We start from the raw sequence: 17,423 nt of genomic DNA on the forward strand, positions 1-17,423 counted from the left end.
TGTACACCGATCTCCTGTAGGAGCTGGCTTGCCAGCGAAGAGGCCCGCCAGTCCAATACAGAATTCAAGACCGCCTTCGCCGGCAAGCCGGCTCCTAGAGGGCTCACGCCGTTGTCTTGGCCTGTCGATGATCGGCAAAGAACGCCTTGCCCTGACCGATACGGTCCGACGCCTTGGGCATGTTCACCGCCTGGGCCTCCTGCGCGTCGACGTACCAATAGCAATGACTCACGGCCCGGGTAATTCCCACGTACGCCAGGCGCAGGATCTCGTCTTTCTGCGCATTGTCATAAGGTTCGCTGTCACCAGCCTTGCCCAGCCCCGCCATGCGGTACACCTGGTTCTTGTACGGCGAACGGGTCAGATGCTGGCAATCGCCGAGCAGGAATACCGCGTCCGCCTGAAGCCCCTTGGCGCTGTGATAAGTCAGTTGCTTGAGGCGCCGGTCTTCGTAGGGCAATCTAGAATCAACATTAACTACGGATTGAATATGCTGTTCTATCAACAACTTATCGCTACTTTTTCGATAAAGCATCAAGATTGAATCGCCCTTGCGGTAGTGTTCAATCAGGCGCTGGGCCATGCCCTGGTCATCCCGATCCAGCACATTGACCGGCAGCAACGCCTTTGGCTCACCGCTGGCCTTGGCCTTCTTTCCTGCAATCGCAGGCGCGGCCCGCACGATGTGTTCGGCGGCGTCGATGATGTACTGGTGGCTGCGGTAGTTGTCGCTGAGCATGACCTTGGTGGTACTCGGCGACGAGAACGTTTTGTTGAACTCCATGAAATAGCTCGGCGAACTGCCGCGCCATCCGTAGATCGACTGCCAGTCATCCCCCACGCACAGCAAAGACGAGTGCTGGGCGCCGCGCCCTGTGTGCATGGCCGGGCCGCGGCTGCGGATCTCGGCCAGGCTGGCGCGGATCCACGAGACGATTTGCGGCGAAACATCCTGGAACTCGTCGATCATCAAGTGCGACAGCGGCCGCAACAGCTCGTCGCTGAGCAGTTTCAGGTTTTCCGGGGAATGTTCGCTGAACAACGCGAACATGCGGTTATAGGTCATGACCGGCGGCTTCTGGTCGAGCAAATGGTCTTCCAGGGCTCGCCAGAACAGACTCAATGCCTCGAAGAAAAACCGGTCCGGGTCGTCCTTGGCAAAGCTCATCTGGCCCACCGCCGTCGGCACATCCAGGCCGAGGTTCTCAATGAACCCGGCGGCGGCGACAAAACAGTCCAGCAACGGCGCAGACGCCAGCTCACCCTTGACCTTGTAATCGAAGCCTGGTCCGGCGCTGGCATCGCCAGCAAGGGACGCCAACACGCGCTTGGATGACTCGTAACTATCGAGCCATATCAATGGCTTACGACAGAAAGCTTGAAACAGGGTGCGTTTCACCGCGCTTTCCGCTCGCAGCGTCAGCTTGGCGTTGGGCCGGGTCAGTTGCGGATTTTCCCCTGGGTCGAAACCCAAGACCACCCAGGCGTCGAGTGAGGGGATGTAACCGTGGCAATGAAAGGCGCTGCCGTTGATATCAAACGCCTGGCGATTGGGCTCAATACCCTTGATTGGCCAGGCACCGGCGCGAAACCACAAGTCTTCCACCAGGTCGCAGAGTTCTTCATCGCGCTTGGCGGCCAGCTCGGTGACAGCCACGCGCTTCTGTACATCGGGGTGATCCCGCTCCAGCTCCTTGAGTTGCAAGGCGTGGCGCGACAAAGGCTGGATCAGCTCGCGAAAACGTTCATCGCGGCTATGCAAGGCGTGATAACAGGCGTTGAGTTGCTGACGCTGAGCCTCATTGATGCGCAGGTCGAACGGGGTGCTGTCCGCCTCCTCATCGGCACCTTGCGCTCGGTGACTGAGGTTTTCGAAGGCTTGCAGACGCTCGAAGCCCGGCAGGCTGCGGACCATCGGCAGTATCCGCGAATGGAAGGTGCGCACAAGATCACGCGCTTCCTTGAAACTGACAGCCCGCCCCCACAACGCGAACAGCTCGATCAGTTTATTGATGAAGTCCTTGCGCGACTCGCGGGTGAAGGTCACCACCGTCATCGATCCCAACTCGAACCCCAGGTAGTGGCTCAACAGCAGAATCCGCAGGACCAGCGTCGTCGACTTCCCAGCGCCCGCCCCGGCAATCACCGACGTCGACGGCGTGTCACTGAAGATCATCTTCCACTGCGCGGCACTGGGCTGGGCATGTGCCGGCAGCAGCCGGGCAACGTCGACCTTCATGCGCTTCTTCAATTCGGCGCTCAATGGCAGGCGCCAGTCGTCGAACAGATGATCATCGATGTTCGGTGGCCGATGCTCGGTGCAACGCGAGTCACGAATCAGCAGGACTTGCCGGCCCTCTTCCAGCCCTTCGAGCTTGCCTTCCTTGTATCCGTAGTCCACTCCGGCGCTATGCCCGCTGCGAAAACCGTCTGCCTGACCGTGCAACCAGGACGCGCGGTGCTGTGCGCGAAGGCGTGTCAGGCCATGACCAAAGAAGCGCGCTGCCAGGCGTTTGAGCAGTGGCATCTCGGCCAGGGGGCGAAGTTCAGGCGGAAGATCGGGGGTGTGTTGCGGCACGCGGACGGACTCCAGGGTGTGAGGCTGTTGGGGGCTATGGTGTCTGTATTTGCCCTTCAGTTCTAGTGAATTGCTTATGACTCATCGACTTATGTGCGGTATTGAAGGCTGGATAACACAAATTCGAAGCATATTTATATCAATCCATTCGATAATTATGAGGCACTTTTTACGCTTTTTATCGATTGGTACCTGTTGGATGATGCCCGTCATCAACCACCGGTCTCGATTCGTGGCCAGGCGATTACGCCCCATGTCGAGCCTTTCAGGAGACGATCATGCTTGAACTCAGACCTTTCAACTCGCTGGGCGGCGCTCATCATGGCTGGTTGGATGCCCATCACCACTTTTCGTTCGCCGAATACCATGACCCCAAGCGCATGAACTGGGGCAACCTGCGGGTATGGAACGATGACGTGATCGCCCCGGGCACTGGTTTCCCACAGCACCCGCACCGGGACATGGAAATCATCACTTATGTCCGTGAAGGTGCCATTACCCATCAGGACAACCTGGGCAACAAGGGGCGCACCGAAGCCGGTGATGTTCAGGTCATGAGCGCCGGCACCGGGATCGCCCACAGCGAATACAACCTTGAAGCGGCACCGACCCGGATCTTCCAGATCTGGATCATTCCCGACGAAACCGGCCTGGCACCTTCCTGGGGTGCCAAGCCGTTTCCGAAAGGCCAGCGCGAAGGCTTCGTAACCTTGGCCAGCGGCAAGGCCGGTGACGATCAAAGCCTGCGTATCCGCGCCAATGCGCGACTGGTGGCGGCGAACCTGAAGGCCGGGGAAACCGCTGAATATCACTTGGACAGCGGCCGTCGTGCTTATCTTGTGCCGGCCACTGGAGTCATTGAAGTCAATGGCTTGCGTGCACAAGCTCGAGACGGTGTCGCGGTTGCCCAAGAGCAGGTGTTGCGGGTGACGGCCATTGAGGACAGCGAAATCGTACTGGTGGACCTGGCTTGATTTAACGAATGCCAAAAAAAAAGGGCGACCGTGAGGGTCGCCCTTTTTTGGGTTCGAACATTGCTGGTGCCCGGGCTGCCGTCTTCGCTGGCAAGCCAGCTCCTACAGGATTCATGCAACCTTTGCAGGAGCTGGCCTGCCAGCGATGAGGCCCTCGATCACTTCGCGGAAATTGCGCCATCCACCAGCGTCTGCGCCTCGGCCACCAACTGCTTGAGGTGGTCGTCGCTGACAAAGCTTTCCGCATAGATCTTGTAGATGTCTTCGGTGCCCGACGGACGCGCCGCAAACCAGCCGTTTTCAGTCATGACCTTCAGACCGCCAATAGCCTGGTCGTTACCCGGTGCGTGGCTGAGGATGCTCTGGATCGGCTCGCCCGCCAGTTCAGTCGAGGTGACTTGGTCGGGCGACAACTTGCTCAGCAGGGCTTTTTGTTCCGGGTTGGCCTTGGCATCGACCCGCACCGAGAACGGCTCGCCCAGTTCATCGGTCAGGGCACGATAAGCCTGGCTTGGATCGCGACCGGTACGGGCGGTCATTTCAGCGGCCAGCAAGGCCGGGATCAGCCCGTCCTTGTCGGTGCACCAGACGCTGCCGTCCTTGCGCAGGAACGAAGCCCCCGCGCTTTCTTCGCCACCAAAACCCAGCGAGCCATCGAACAGGCCATCGGCAAACCACTTGAAACCGACCGGCACTTCGTAGAGGCGGCGCCCCAGGCGTTTGGCCACACGGTCGATCAAGCCGCTGCTGACCACGGTTTTACCCACCGCGGCATCGGCTCGCCAGTGCGGCCGGTTCTGGAACAGATAATCGATCGACACGGCCAGGTAGTTGTTCGGCGCCAGCAGGCCGCCAGAGGGGGTCACGATGCCATGACGGTCGTGATCCGGGTCGCAGGCGAACGCCACGTCGAAGCGTTCTTTCAGACCGATCAGTCCCTGCATCGCATGAGTCGACGATGGGTCCATGCGAATCTGGCCGTCCCAGTCCACGGTCATGAAACGGAAGGTAGAGTCGACCTGCTTGTTCACCACGTCCAGGTCCAGGCGGTAGTGCTCGGCAATCGCCGACCAGTAGCGCACGCCTGCGCCACCCAGCGGATCGACGCCAAGGCGCAGCTTGGCATCACGGATGGCGTCGAAATCGATCACATTGATCAGGTCGGCGACATAGGTGTTGAGGTAATCGTGACGATGGGTGGTGCTGGCCTTCAGCGCCTGCTCGTAGCTGATGCGCTTGACCCCGGCGAGCTTGTTCGCCAACAACTCATTGGCCTTGGCTTCGATCCACTTGGTGATATGGGTATCGGCCGGGCCGCCATTGGTCGGGTTGTATTTGTACCCCCCGCTTTGCGGCGGGTTGTGGGACGGGGTGATGACGATGCCGTCCGCCAGGCCCGAGGTACGCCCGCGGTTGTAGCACAGGATGGCATGGGATATGGCTGGGGTCGGCGTGTATTCGTCACCTTCGGCGATCATCACCGTCACGCCATTGGCGGCCAGCACTTCCAGGGCGCTGGCGCCGGCCGGTGTGGACAATGCGTGGGTGTCGATGCCGACGAACAACGGGCCATCGATGCCTTGGGCCTCGCGATACAGGCAGATGGCCTGGCTGATCGCCAGAACATGCCATTCGTTGAAACTCAAGTCGAACGAGCTGCCTCGGTGCCCGGACGTGCCAAAGGCCACTCGCTGGGTCGAAATGGCGGCATCGGGCTGGCCGGTGTAATAGGCCGTTACCAGTCGCGGGATGTCTACCAACAATTCTGCCGGTGCCGGTTTGCCCGCAAAAGGACTGAGTGTCATGCAAAACCTCTGGAATGGAGTTCGGGGGTAGGATCGGAGTTTACTGGCAGTTTGACCTTAGCGCGATGGAATCGATCCATTGGCCTCACCTGGCCTGGCTCAATCGATGGCTTCCAGGCGCAACGCATCCCCCAGCAAGCCCAGCGCGGCGGCCAGGTCCTGGTCGCTGCCAAAGCCATGGCTCAAGCGCAAATGTTGCGCATGCAGGCCTTGAAGACTGAACAGCTCCCCGGGCGCAACCAACACCTGTTGCCTGAGCAAACGCTGGAATACCCTGCTCATATCGACACGGCGCAGCGAGCGCAGCCATATCGTCGCGCCGCCCTGGGGCTCGACGTACTGCAAGGCATCGCCCAATCGCTCCTGAAGCAGCCGGGTCATTTGCTCCTTGCCGTCCTTCAAGCGCCGGCGCAGTACCTGCAGGTGCTGATCGATTCGTCCGTTGCTGTACAGGCGCGCGATGGCTTTCTGGCGGATAGGCGACAGGCGAAAGGCGCGTAATAGAAATTGCCGTTGCAGTTCGCTGCTCATATGCCGCGAGAGCAGATAGCCGTAAGGGGCTTCCGGGCCGATGATCTTTTCGAAGGTGGAAAACACCATCAGGCGCTCCGGAGCCAACAGGTCGCGAAACCGCAGCTGATCGGGCTCAAACCCGAGCTCGCCATAACAATCGTTTTCCAGCACCCAAGCGCCATGCTTTTGCAGTATTTGTGCGATCGCTTGCCGGTTTTCATAGGGCGCCTTGCTGCCCCGGGGCATGTTCAGCCCGGACGATACCATCACCAATCGCACCGGCTCCGCCTCCAGCAGGTCCTTGAGGCGCTTGCAATCCAGACTGCCGTCGCCCAGCAGCGGCCATTCGACCACCTTCACGCTGGCAGCCTGAAACAGGCGCAGGATCGCCCAATCACAGGGTGCCTCGACCACCACCGTGGCGTCCTTGAGAGCCAACACGACGATCAGTATTTCCAGTACGCCGCGAAGATCGGCGCCGATGTAGATGTCATCGGCATGCCAGCAGCGCACCGGCGAAGTGGTGTAGCGGGCCGCCAATGCGGTGCGCAGTTCCAGCTCGCCACAAGGTTGCGCAGACGGTTGCGGCTGGCGTGGGTATTGGCGTAGCAACTCTCTTTCCAGCAGCAAAAGCGGGCTGTCGAGGGGTTGCAGCAAGGCCGGTTCATCCGCGCTGAGGACCAGCATGGCGGGAAGACGGGCGTTGACATAGACACTCTCGAGCAGGTCACTGCCGTCATAGAGCGTGCTGTTGGGGGCGACCGGTAGCGCGTAATAACCGGATTTGGCCACCGAATAGACCCGGCCCTCCTTTTCCAGCAGCGAGTATGCGTACTGGATGGTCGAGATCGAAACGCCCAGGCGCTCGGACAGTTCACGCAAGGACGGCAGGCGGACACGGCTGTCGCTCACAGGTTCGCTGATCAGGCTGGTCAGGTAACGGTAAACCGCCTGATAGGCGAAATCGGTTTCACGGTGTCCTTTCATGACAGGCAACCACACCCATGGCGGTGGCCATCGTGCACAGTCGAAGGTGTCGACAACACGAGCACGTTCATCGCCCTGCCGACCATTCACGGCACACAGGCATTTCGTCGCTTGCTTGCACGGGCATTGAGGCATCGCTGTCGGGTGGGTTCATCGATTGGCTCTGCGCCACAGACGGCCCCATGCGATACAGCGTACCGATCAGACTGACCGGCAAACCGCTGACATCGACCATCCACTGCAGGATCTGCTCCGCGACCGGATGCCCCTGCATGGCGCGATGCAACTCGGGCAGGGCCACCAGCATGCCCGGATGACATTGGCGCAGGAAGCGCTCCAATGCAGCACCCTGCTCGACAAAAGGTGCGAACAGCAGGCACACCCATTGTGTCTCGTTCAGGCCAAAGCACTGCTGCGCCTCCTCGGCGGCCCTTGCGCGCTGCCCGGCCAGGTTCGCCGGATTGCCATACACCTCCTCCGCCCGTTCATACAAGCACTCCGGCAGCTGGTTACGACGCATCAACACCAGGGCGCGCTGCAGATAGTGGGCAACACCGGTTTCGTAGGTGCCACCCTGGATATAGCAGGCATGCAATCCGCGCAGATACGCCGAGACAGCCACGCTGACCTGCTGGTTTTCACCCAGATGAGCCGCCAGTTCATCGGCCTTGAATCCCAGAAACTCGGTCAGCAGCGGCCAGCGTTCTTCAAGGTGGCTGACCAGCACGTCGTGAATATCGATGTAGGTGGTACGCCGGCAGGCTTCAAATTGGTCAGCCGGACGCCAGGTCTCCTGGCCGTAGTCGGCATAGAACGCCTGGTAACAATCGCAGCCCAACTCATCGAGCAACATGAACAACCCGCCATAATCCGCCTCGTAACGGTTCGACGTCTCGAAGCCAGCCTTGGCGGCGGCACGCTTGAGCCCTTCGATGAAGCGCTTCTGCCGGCGAGGTGAGTCACCGCTGACCCAGGCATCGACGCCATTGTTCCAGCGGGCAATTTGTCCATGGAACTCGGCTGTGGCCAGATACCCGTCGTCCCACAGGTCAAGCGGACCATCCACGGCACGACGATGGCCGATCATCAGCATGTTCGTCCGATTGGCTTCTCGCCCGGCACTGGAAACCGGTGCCTGGTGATCGAACGGCAGCACCTCCCGGTTATCGACCATCAGCACTTCGACACGGGGATCGTCGTAGACGAACAAGGCGCTGTAGCTGCGATGGATGTTATCCAGCGCCAGTTGGCTCATGCCATTGAGCCGCAGGGTAGCGACCCGCAACTGGAAGGTCGCGGGTGCCCGACTGGCGATGGTCAACTGAGCGGCTCGCAACAAGGCCAAGGTGTAGCAACTGTCTCGCGACCCACACTGAACGGCCAATACCTTGTAGTCACCAATTCGATCCATGCCCCCGGCGGCGACCCCCAGGCGCTGTATCAACAACTGCAATGCGGTGCGTTCGGCGCGTGAAAAAAAGCTCAGCAGTCGTTGCAGCACTTGTTGATAGACATAGTTCATCGCCTGATCATGGATATGGGTCATTTCTATTTACCTGATATTCGTAAGTTCGACACAGCGCAAACAACTGCACGCACAGCGCAAAGGGATGCCTGAATGGAGATTAATTATCTGGACTTTATTACCAAATGCTAACACTTAAGTTTTTGGTCATCATTTGAAATAATTGATCGTGACAAGCGAAACAGACACGCGCGACCCTGCGCACAGGCCCTGCACGGGGGCTTGTTGCGATGGCCTTCGGCGTCCTAGGAAATGTCTGACAGAGTCCCACAGACATTTAATACAAAAAATGAGGAAAGTAGCTTCTCGTAATAATGTGACGAGCGCACAACAAACCGCTAGTTGTCGAACATATGTCGTCGACGGGCATTGAAAAGTATCGGCTAGATACCTGGCCATGACTCATTCCTTGAGATGAAAGTAATCATGCAATTATCAGTACTTGGATGTTGATTAGAAGCTACAGATCGAGAGCAAAAACCGGTTCAGTTGCTGAACCGACCCACCTTCTGGCTGGTGGGACGTCTCATGTCGGGGGAAGTGCTGGGGGCAAGCGCTGGGGTGAACGCTCAAAACGCAAGAGTCCGCGCAGGCGCGGACTCTTTGAGGGAGTCAGGCAGGTTCGACTTGCAGGGCAACCCTTTCGCGACATGGGCATTCGTCCATGTAGCGGTGTGCTTCGACAAACTCGGTAAACGGGAAGACCCGGGTCTTGAGCGGTAGCAGCACGCGATCGGCGGTCAGCTGGTTGATATCGCGCAAGGCACGTTGCAGTGCGACCTGGTCCTGGATGATGCCCAGTTCCGGCTTGCCGGTGAAGTTGCCGATGCAGTGGACGAAGAACTGAATGTTCTTCTGGAACGCCGCACACGCCGGGAATGGGGTCTGGTTACCACCTTGCAGGCCGTACAAGACCAGGCTGCCGCGAGGCGCCAGTACGTCGCCGAGCAAGGACATCTGCGGGCCACCCAAACCATCGAACACCACATCCACGCCGCGGTTGTCGGTGATCTTGTTGATCCGCATCAGCAGATCTTCTTCCTCGGTGACGATGACTTTCTCGGCACCCAGCGACAGCAGGTATTCACGCTCGTCCGCGGACTTGGTCGCGGCGATCACTCGTACGCCCAGGGCCTTGCCCAATTGCACGAAGGAAGGGCCGGCGCAGTGACTGGCGTCGGTAACCAAGGCAAATTGGCCGGGCTTGACCCGTGCCAAATCGACATAGCCAAAGTAGGCAATCAACAACGGCGTGTAATGCACGCTGGCTTCGATCGGGCTGAGTACATCAGGGTATCGGGTCAGCGACGAGCGCGGCAGCACAATCAGCTCCCCGTAGACCGGATAATCGTTTGGGCTCTGGGCCGGGAAACTGGCAACCTTGTCACCGACTGCCAGGTCATCGACACCCTCACCGACAGCGGTGACGATACCGGCCATCTCCTGGCCAATACCCGCAGGCAGACGGGCGTGTGACGACGCCAGGTTCTGGCGCCAGAGAGTGTCGTACCAGCTGATGCCAATGGCTTCGACGCGCACCTGCACTTCGCCCGGTGCAGGCAGAGCAGCCGCATGCTCTTCGCATTTGAGCACCTCGGCTGAACCAAACTTGTGAAAACGGATCGTGCGGGACATCGCAAACCTCGCCAATTGAACCTCTAATGCCTTGAACTCTAGCTGGGCTTTCAACCCAACACTATCAGTGGCTATTAATAGTCGACATGCCTGTCATTGATTCCGCAGCTGCGGCGACATCGTCAAATGTCGCTAGAAACCGAAGCCGCCTTTGTGGGAAAACTGAATTACTCGGTGCAGAGTACCAGCCTTTACCCTTAATATTCCTGCTGGCCATTGTTCCCATATGGCCGCTCACGTCAAGTTTGCTGACTCTGCCAGGACTCAAGATGAATCGTAATGACCTGCGTCGTGTCGACCTGAACCTGTTGATCGTATTCGAAACCTTGATGCACGAACGCAGCGTGACCCGTGCCGCGGAGAAACTGTTCCTCGGCCAGCCCGCCATCAGCGCGGCGCTTTCACGTTTGCGCGGGCTGTTCGACGACCCGTTGTTCGTGCGTACCGGTCGCAGCATGGAACCGTCCGCGCGGGCGGTCGAGATCTTCGCCCTGCTCTCCCCCGCGCTGGATTCGATTTCCACCGCCGTCAGCCGTGCCGCCGAATTCGACCCGGCCACCAGCACCGCGGTATTTCGCATCGGGCTGTCGGACGACGTCGAATTCGCCCTGCTGCCCATGCTGCTCAAGCGCCTGCGTGCCGAATCGCCAGGCATCGTCCTGGTGGTGCGGCGCGTCAACTACATCCTGATGCCCGGCTTACTGGCTTCCGGCGAAATTTCCATCGGTGTCAGCTACACCACCGATCTGCCCGCCAATGCCAAGCGCAAAGTGTTGCGCCGCAGCTCGCCAAAACTGCTGCGCGCCGACACCGTGCCGGGTCCATTGAGCCTGGATGACTTCTGCGCGCGTCCCCATGCGCTGGTGTCGTTTGCCGGTGACCTCAGTGGCTTTATCGATGAAGAGCTGGAAAAACTCGGGCGCAAGCGGCATGTGGTGCTGGCGGTGCCGCAGTTCAACGGGCTGAGTACGCTGTTGAGCGGCACCGATATCGTCGCCACCGTGCCGGACTACACGGCTGACGCGCTGACGGCGGCTGGCGGCGTGCGAGCGGAAGACCCACCCTTGCCGGTGCGCAGCTTTGAATTGCACATGGCGTGGCGGGGGTCACAGGATAATGATCCGGGGGAACGTTGGTTGCGTTCGCGGATACAGATGTTCTTCGGCGATCCGGATAGCCTGACTTGATCTGAAGGGTGTATTGAGGCTGATGGCCTCATCGCTGGCAGCCAGCTCCTACAATGACCTTGTCGTGCACAAATCGCGAACCTGTAGGAGCTGGCTTGCCAGCGATGGCCGTGACGCGGCCTCAAGCCCAGACCATTGCAAATCCGGAAACACACAATTGCCATCAACCGAGTTGATCGCCTGCTGACGCAAGGCGCAGGCTAGAGAGCTGCCCAGGCCTCTCCTATCATTCCGAATGATAGTTACCTTCGCCCCATTCGATTCGTGCGATACAACCCTGCCGAGCATCATTCGCCAATCTTAATACATTGGCGGATGCATCCATGGAACAGTCACTCAAACATTTGCGCTTGCCGTTGGCCATGTTGGCCGTAGTGGTGATGAGCGCCTGCGGCAAGGCACCAGAGTCTGCCGCCACCCTGCCCGCAGCCAAGGTCAGCGTCGCCAAGGTGCTGGAACAACCGGTCAACGAGTGGGACGAGTTCACCGGGCGCCTGGAAGCGCCGGAAACCGTCGAGATTCGTCCACGGGTCTCGGGCCAGATCGATGAAGTGGCCTTCACCGAAGGCGCCCTGGTCAAGAAAGGCGACCTGCTGTTCCAGATCGACCCGCGTCCATTCCAGGCTGAGGTCCGTCGCCTCGAAGCACTGGTCGCCCAGTCCCGCGCCAATGCCACCCGCAGCGAAAACGAAGCCCAGCGCGGCGAACGCCTGCGTACCAGCAATGCGATTTCTGCCGAACTGGCTGACTCGCGCACCAGCGCTGCCCAGGAAGCCCGCGCCGCCGTCGGCGCCCTGCAGGCGCAGCTTGACCTGGCCAAATTGAACCTGAGCTTCACCCGTGTCACCGCGCCCATCAGCGGTCGCGTCAGCCGTGCGGAGATCACCGCCGGCAACCTGGTGACCGCCGATACCACTCCGTTGACCAGCGTGGTCTCCACCGACAAGGTCTACGCCTACTTCGATGCCGATGAGCGTGTGTTCCTCAAGTACACCCAGCTCGCTCGCCAGGGCAAACGCGGCGCTACCACCCCGGTGTACATGGGCCTGTCCAACGAAGACGGCAACCCGCACCAGGGCCAGATGAACTTCGTCGACAACCAGGTCAATCCGAAAACCGGCACCATCCGCGGTCGCGCCGTGTTCGACAACAGCGACGGCAGCTATACCCCGGGCCTTTATGCGCGCCTGAAGCTGGTGGGCAGCGGCACCTACAACGCCATGTTGATCAACGATGAGGCCGTGGGTACGGACCTGGGCAAGAAATTCGTGCTGGTGATGGATGCCGACAACAAGACCGCGTATCGCGCCGTCGAGCTGGGTCCGAAAATCGAAGGCCTGCGCATCGTGCGTAACGGCCTGAACAAGGACGACACCATCATCGTCAAGGGGCTGCAGCGAGTACGTCCAGGTTCGCCCGTCACCCCTGAAGTCATCCCGATGGCCAGCGAGCAAACCCTCGCGGCCCTGGCCCAACAACGACAAGCGCTGGAAGCCAGCAACCTGCCTCAAGTCGCGCCCGCCAAGGTCGCACCGGGTGTGGTTGTGAAAGTGGCTGCTGCGACTCCACGCGGTTAAGGGATAACGACTCCGATGAATTTTTCCCAATTCTTCATTTCACGGCCGATCTTCGCCGCAGTGCTGTCGCTGCTGATCCTGATCGCCGGCGCAATCTCGCTGTTCCAGCTGCCGATCAGCGAATACCCGGAAGTGGTGCCACCGACCGTTGTGGTGCGCGCCAACTTCCCCGGTGCCAACCCGAAAGTCATCGGTGAAACCGTGGCGGCTCCTTTGGAGCAAGCCATTACCGGCGTCGAGAACATGCTGTACATGTCCTCGCAGTCGACCGCCGACGGCAAGATCACCCTGACCATCACCTTCGCCCTGGGCACTGACCTGGACAACGCCCAGGTGCAGGTGCAGAACCGCGTGACCCGGACCGAGCCAAAACTGCCCGAGGAAGTGACGCGCATCGGTATCACCGTGGACAAGGCGTCGCCCGACCTGACGATGGTGGTGCACCTGACCTCGCCAGACAAACGCTACGACATGCTGTATCTGTCCAACTACGCGATCCTCAACATCAAGGATGAGTTGGCGCGCCTGGGCGGTGTCGGTGATGTGCAGCTGTTTGGCATGGGCGACTACTCGCTGCGTGTCTGGCTCGATCCGAACAAGACCGCGTCGCGCAACCTCACCGCCACTGACGTTGTCACCGCCATTCGCGAGCAGAACCGCCAGGTGGCCGCCGGTGCATTGGGCGCTCCCCCTGCCCCGAATGCGCAAAGCTTCCAGCTGTCCGTCAACACCCAGGGCCGCTTGGTCAGCGAGGAGGAATTCGAGAACATCATCATTCGCTCTGGCGACAATGGTGAGATCACCCGCCTCAAGGACATCGCCCGCGTCGAGCTGGGTTCCAGCCAGTACGCCTTGCGCTCGCTGCTGAACAACCAGCCGGCAGTGGCAATCCCGATCTTCCAGCGCCCGGGCTCCAACGCCATCGAGATCTCCAACGAAGTCCGGGCAAAAATGGCCGAACTTAAGAAGAGTTTCCCCGAAGGCATGGACTTCAGCATCGTCTATGACCCGACGATCTTCGTGCGCGGCTCCATCGAAGCGGTGGTTCACACCCTGTTCGAAGCGCTGATCCTCGTGGTCCTTGTGGTGATCCTGTTCCTGCAGACCTGGCGTGCCTCGATCATTCCGTTGGTGGCGGTGCCGGTATCGCTGATCGGTACCTTTGCCGTGATGCACCTGTTCGGCTTCTCGTTGAACGCCCTGTCGCTGTTCGGCCTGGTACTGGCGATCGGTATCGTGGTGGACGATGCGATCGTGGTGGTGGAGAACGTCGAACGGAACATCGAACTGGGGCTCACCCCGGTCGAAGCCACCAAGCGCGCCATGCGTGAAGTGACCGGCCCGATCATCGCCACGGCCCTGGTGCTCTGTGCGGTGTTCGTACCGGCAGCCTTCATCTCCGGGTTGACCGGGCAGTTCTACAAGCAGTTCGCCCTGACCATTGCCATTTCGACGGTGATCTCGGCCTTCAACTCCCTGACCCTGTCGCCGGCACTGGCGGCCGTGCTGCTCAAAGGTCATGACGCACCCAAGGACCGTTTCTCCAAGGTCCTGGACACGATGTTCGGCGGCTGGTTGTTCCGTCCGTTCAACCGCTTCTTCGAAAAGGCCAGCCACGGTTATGTCGGCACCGTTGCCCGCGTGATCCGCTCAAGCGGCATCGCCCTGCTGCTGTACGCAGGCCTCATGGTGCTGACGTTCTTCGGTTTCTCCAGCACCCCGACCGGTTTCGTGCCCGGCCAGGACAAGCAATACCTGGTGGCCTTCGCCCAGTTGCCGGATGCCTCGAGCCTGGACCGCACCGAAGACGTGATCAAGCGCATGTCCGACCTGGCCCTGAAACAGCCTGGCGTGGAAAGCGCGGTGGCCTTCCCTGGCCTGTCGATCAACGGCTTCACCAACAGCCCGAACGCCGGCATCGTGTTCGTGACCTTGAAACCTTTTGAAGAGCGCAAGGACCCGAGCATGTCCGCCGGTGCGATTGCCGGTGCCTTGAATGGCCAGTACGCGGACATCCAGGAAGCCTACATGGCGATTTTCCCACCGCCGCCGGTACAAGGCCTGGGCACCATCGGTGGTTTCCGCCTGCAGATCGAAGACCGGGGCAACCTGGGCTACGAAGAGCTGTACAAGGAAACCATGAACATCATCGCCAAGAGCCACAGCGTTCCGGAACTGGCAGGCCTGTTCACCAGCTACACGGTGAACGTGCCGCAGGTCGATGCAGCCATCGACCGGGAAAAAGCCAAGACCCACGGCGTGGCCGTCAGCGACATCTTCGACACCCTGCAGATCTACCTGGGTTCGCTGTATGCCAACGACTTCAACCGTTTCGGCCGCACCTATCAGGTCAACGTCCAGGCGGAGCAGCAGTTCCGTCTGGAGTCCGACCAGATCGGTCAGCTCAAGGTGCGTAACAACAAAGGCGAGATGATCCCGCTTGCGACCTTCATCAAGGTCAGCGACACCTCGGGCCCCGATCGCGTCTCCCATTACAACGGTTTCGTCACTGCGGAAATCAACGGTGCCGCAGCTCCCGGCTATAGCTCCGGCCAAGCGGAAAAAGCCATCGAGAAACTGCTCAAGGAAGAACTTCCCAACGGCATGACCTACGAATGGACCGACCTGACCTACCAGCAGATCCTGTCCGGCAACACCGCGCTGTTCGTCTTCCCGCTCTGCGTACTGCTGGCGTTCCTGGTGCTCGCAGCGCAGTACGAAAGCTGGAGCCTGCCGCTGGCGGTGATCCTGATCGTGCCGATGACCCTGCTCTCGGCCATTACCGGTGTGATTGCTTCGGGAGGCGACAACAACATCTTCACCCAGATCGGCTTGATCGTACTGGTGGGGCTTGCCTGCAAGAACGCGATCCTGATCGTCGAGTTCGCCAAGGACAAACAGCTCGAAGGCATGAATCCGCTGGCCGCGGTCCTGGAAGCCTGCCGCCTGCGTCTGCGACCCATCCTGATGACCTCCTTCGCGTTCATCATGGGTGTGGTGCCACTGGTGTTCTCCAGCGGTGCCGGTGCCGAGATGCGTCACGCCATGGGTGTGGCGGTGTTCTCCGGGATGCTCGGGGTGACCTTCTTCGGTCTGCTGCTGACGCCGGTGTTCTATGTACTGATTCGCAACTTTGTCGAGCGCGGCCAAGCGCGCAAAGCCAACAAGGCCGCCCTGAAGCTGGAGTCGCACTGATGAGTTTGAAAGCTTTCCTGCCGAGCCTGCTGGCATTGGCGCTGAGCGCCTGTGCCGTGGGCCCCGACTACAAGACCCCGGTCACTGAACCGGCGAATATCACCACGGCCACCGACGGCGCTGCCGGCCAGAAGAACTTTGACCGCTCGCGTTTCGAAGGCATCTGGTGGCAGCAGTTCGAAGACCCGACGCTCAACCAGTTGGTGACCGAGTCCCTCAAGGGCAACCGCGACCTGCGCGTCGCGTTCGCCCGCTGGAAGGCGGCCCGGGCGATCCGTGATGACGTCAGCAATGACGCCATGCCGACCATCACCAGCCGGGTCAGCAGTGACCTTGGCAAAGGGCAGATACCGGGCGAGACCACCGACCGGGTCAATCAGGAGCGCTACGACCTGGGCCTGGACATGGCCTGGGAGATCGACCTGTTCGGCCGCATCCAGCGCAACCTGGAATCGGCCAACGCCGAGCAGCAGGCGTTTGAAGCCGACCTGTACCAACTGCAAGTGACCATGATCGCCGAACTGGTGGACGCCTACGGCCAACTGCGAGGTGCGCAGCTGCGCGAGAAAATCGCCCTGGCCAACCTTGAAAACCAGCAGGAGTCACGCAAGATCACCATCAGCCTGCGCGATGCCGGCGTCGGCGATCAGCTTGATGTGGAACGCGCCGACGCACGCCTGGCCTCGGTCGAAGCCAGCGTGCCGCAATTGCAGGCCGAGCAGGTCCGGCAGAAAAACCGTATCGCCACCCTGCTGGGCGAACGTCCGGACAAGTTGACCGTGGACCTGAGCCCGAAAAACTTGCCGGCCATTGCCAAGGCCCTGCCGATTGGCGATCCGGGCGAACTGCTGCAACGCCGTCCGGACATTCGCAGCGCCGAACGCCAACTCGCGTCGGCCACGGCGCGTATCGGCGTAGCCAAGGCCGATCTGTTTCCGCGCGTCAGCCTCAGCGGCTTCCTGGGCTTCACCGCCGGGCGTGGTTCGCAGATCGGTTCCTCGGCGGCTAATGCCTGGGCACTGGGCCCGAGCATCACCTGGGCGGCCTTTGACCTGGGCAGCGTACGCGCCCGTTTGCGCGGCGCCGATGCCGATGCCGAAGGCGCCCTTGCCACTTATGAGCAGCAAGTATTACTGGCTCTGGAAGAATCGGAGAACGCCTTCAGCGACTATGGCAAGCGCCAGCAGCGGCTGATTTCGCTGATTCGCCAGAGCGAATCGAGCCGCTCCGCCGCCGACCTCGCCGAGATCCGCTACCGCGAAGGCACCGCCGACTTCCTCGTGCTGCTCGATGCCCAGCGTGAGCGCCTGGCCGCCGAAGACACCCAGGCCCAGGCCGAAGTCGACCTGTATCGCGGCATCGTCGCGATCTACAAGGCCCTCGGTGGTGGCTGGCAACCGGAGACGGTGGCCAGCAAGTAAGCGTCTTTAAAGAGCTCCTTTGGTTG

10 protein-coding genes are annotated in these 17,423 nt (G+C 60.4%); 5 read left to right on the plus strand and 5 right to left on the minus strand.

Annotation, left to right across the window (positions count from 1 at the left end; all coding sequences use genetic code 11):
* Positions 1-103: 103 nt before the first annotated feature.
* Positions 104-2,578, minus strand: a complete 2,475-nt coding sequence (locus NQL71_RS20175; RefSeq protein ID WP_274643153.1) for a UvrD-helicase domain-containing protein — start codon at positions 2,576-2,578, stop codon at positions 104-106.
* A 278-nt stretch (positions 2,579-2,856) separates the two neighbouring features.
* On the opposite strand from NQL71_RS20175, the gene NQL71_RS20180 reads away from it, so the two are divergent.
* A complete protein-coding gene (locus NQL71_RS20180) occupies positions 2,857-3,552 on the plus strand; it encodes a pirin family protein (protein WP_046819079.1) in 696 nt (231 codons plus the stop codon).
* A gap of 158 nt (positions 3,553-3,710) precedes the next feature.
* Here NQL71_RS20180 and pgm read toward each other — a convergent pair whose 3' ends face one another.
* The 4 genes from pgm to NQL71_RS20200 form a co-directional block, all read right to left on the minus strand.
* Positions 3,711-5,357 carry a phosphoglucomutase (alpha-D-glucose-1,6-bisphosphate-dependent) gene (gene pgm, locus NQL71_RS20185; protein WP_046819078.1) on the minus strand — a complete coding sequence of 549 codons (1,647 nt, stop codon included), beginning with the start codon at positions 5,355-5,357 and terminating at the stop codon, positions 3,711-3,713.
* Positions 5,358-5,456: 99 nt separating this feature from the next.
* Positions 5,457-6,857, minus strand: a complete 1,401-nt coding sequence (locus NQL71_RS20190; protein WP_274643154.1) for an aminotransferase-like domain-containing protein — start codon at positions 6,855-6,857, stop codon at positions 5,457-5,459.
* Between the two features lie 67 nt (positions 6,858-6,924).
* Positions 6,925-8,403 (minus strand): hypothetical protein, encoded by a 1,479-nt coding sequence (locus tag NQL71_RS20195; protein WP_248687051.1) that lies wholly within the window; start codon positions 8,401-8,403, stop codon positions 6,925-6,927.
* A gap of 591 nt (positions 8,404-8,994) precedes the next feature.
* Positions 8,995-10,017, minus strand: a complete 1,023-nt coding sequence (locus NQL71_RS20200; RefSeq protein ID WP_046819075.1) for a zinc-dependent alcohol dehydrogenase family protein — start codon at positions 10,015-10,017, stop codon at positions 8,995-8,997.
* A gap of 269 nt (positions 10,018-10,286) precedes the next feature.
* Here NQL71_RS20200 and NQL71_RS20205 point away from each other — a divergent pair, with 269 nt between their 5' ends.
* The 4 genes from NQL71_RS20205 to NQL71_RS20220 all read left to right on the plus strand — a co-directional run bounded on the left by NQL71_RS20205 (position 10,287) and on the right by NQL71_RS20220 (position 17,397).
* Entirely contained in the window at positions 10,287-11,204 is a 918-nt protein-coding gene (locus NQL71_RS20205; protein WP_274643155.1) for a LysR family transcriptional regulator, read from the plus strand.
* 323 nt (positions 11,205-11,527) lie between these two features.
* Positions 11,528-12,781 carry a multidrug efflux RND transporter periplasmic adaptor subunit MexE gene (mexE, locus tag NQL71_RS20210; RefSeq protein ID WP_077183725.1) on the plus strand — a complete coding sequence of 418 codons (1,254 nt, stop codon included), beginning with the start codon at positions 11,528-11,530 and terminating at the stop codon, positions 12,779-12,781.
* Between the two features lie 15 nt (positions 12,782-12,796).
* The gene (locus NQL71_RS20215) at positions 12,797-15,976 is read left to right on the plus strand and encodes an efflux RND transporter permease subunit (protein ID WP_077183727.1); all 3,180 of its coding nucleotides are present in this window, start codon (positions 12,797-12,799) and stop codon (positions 15,974-15,976) included.
* Positions 15,976-17,397, plus strand: coding sequence for an efflux transporter outer membrane subunit (locus NQL71_RS20220; RefSeq protein WP_046819072.1), 1,422 nt, complete (start codon positions 15,976-15,978; stop codon positions 17,395-17,397). The genes NQL71_RS20215 and NQL71_RS20220 overlap by 1 nt, the downstream gene beginning before the upstream one ends.
* Positions 17,398-17,423: the final 26 nt, after the last annotated feature.

Origin of the sequence: Pseudomonas serbica (assembly GCF_028823535.1) — a bacterium.
Lineage (GTDB): Bacteria > Pseudomonadota > Gammaproteobacteria > Pseudomonadales > Pseudomonadaceae > Aquipseudomonas > Aquipseudomonas serbica.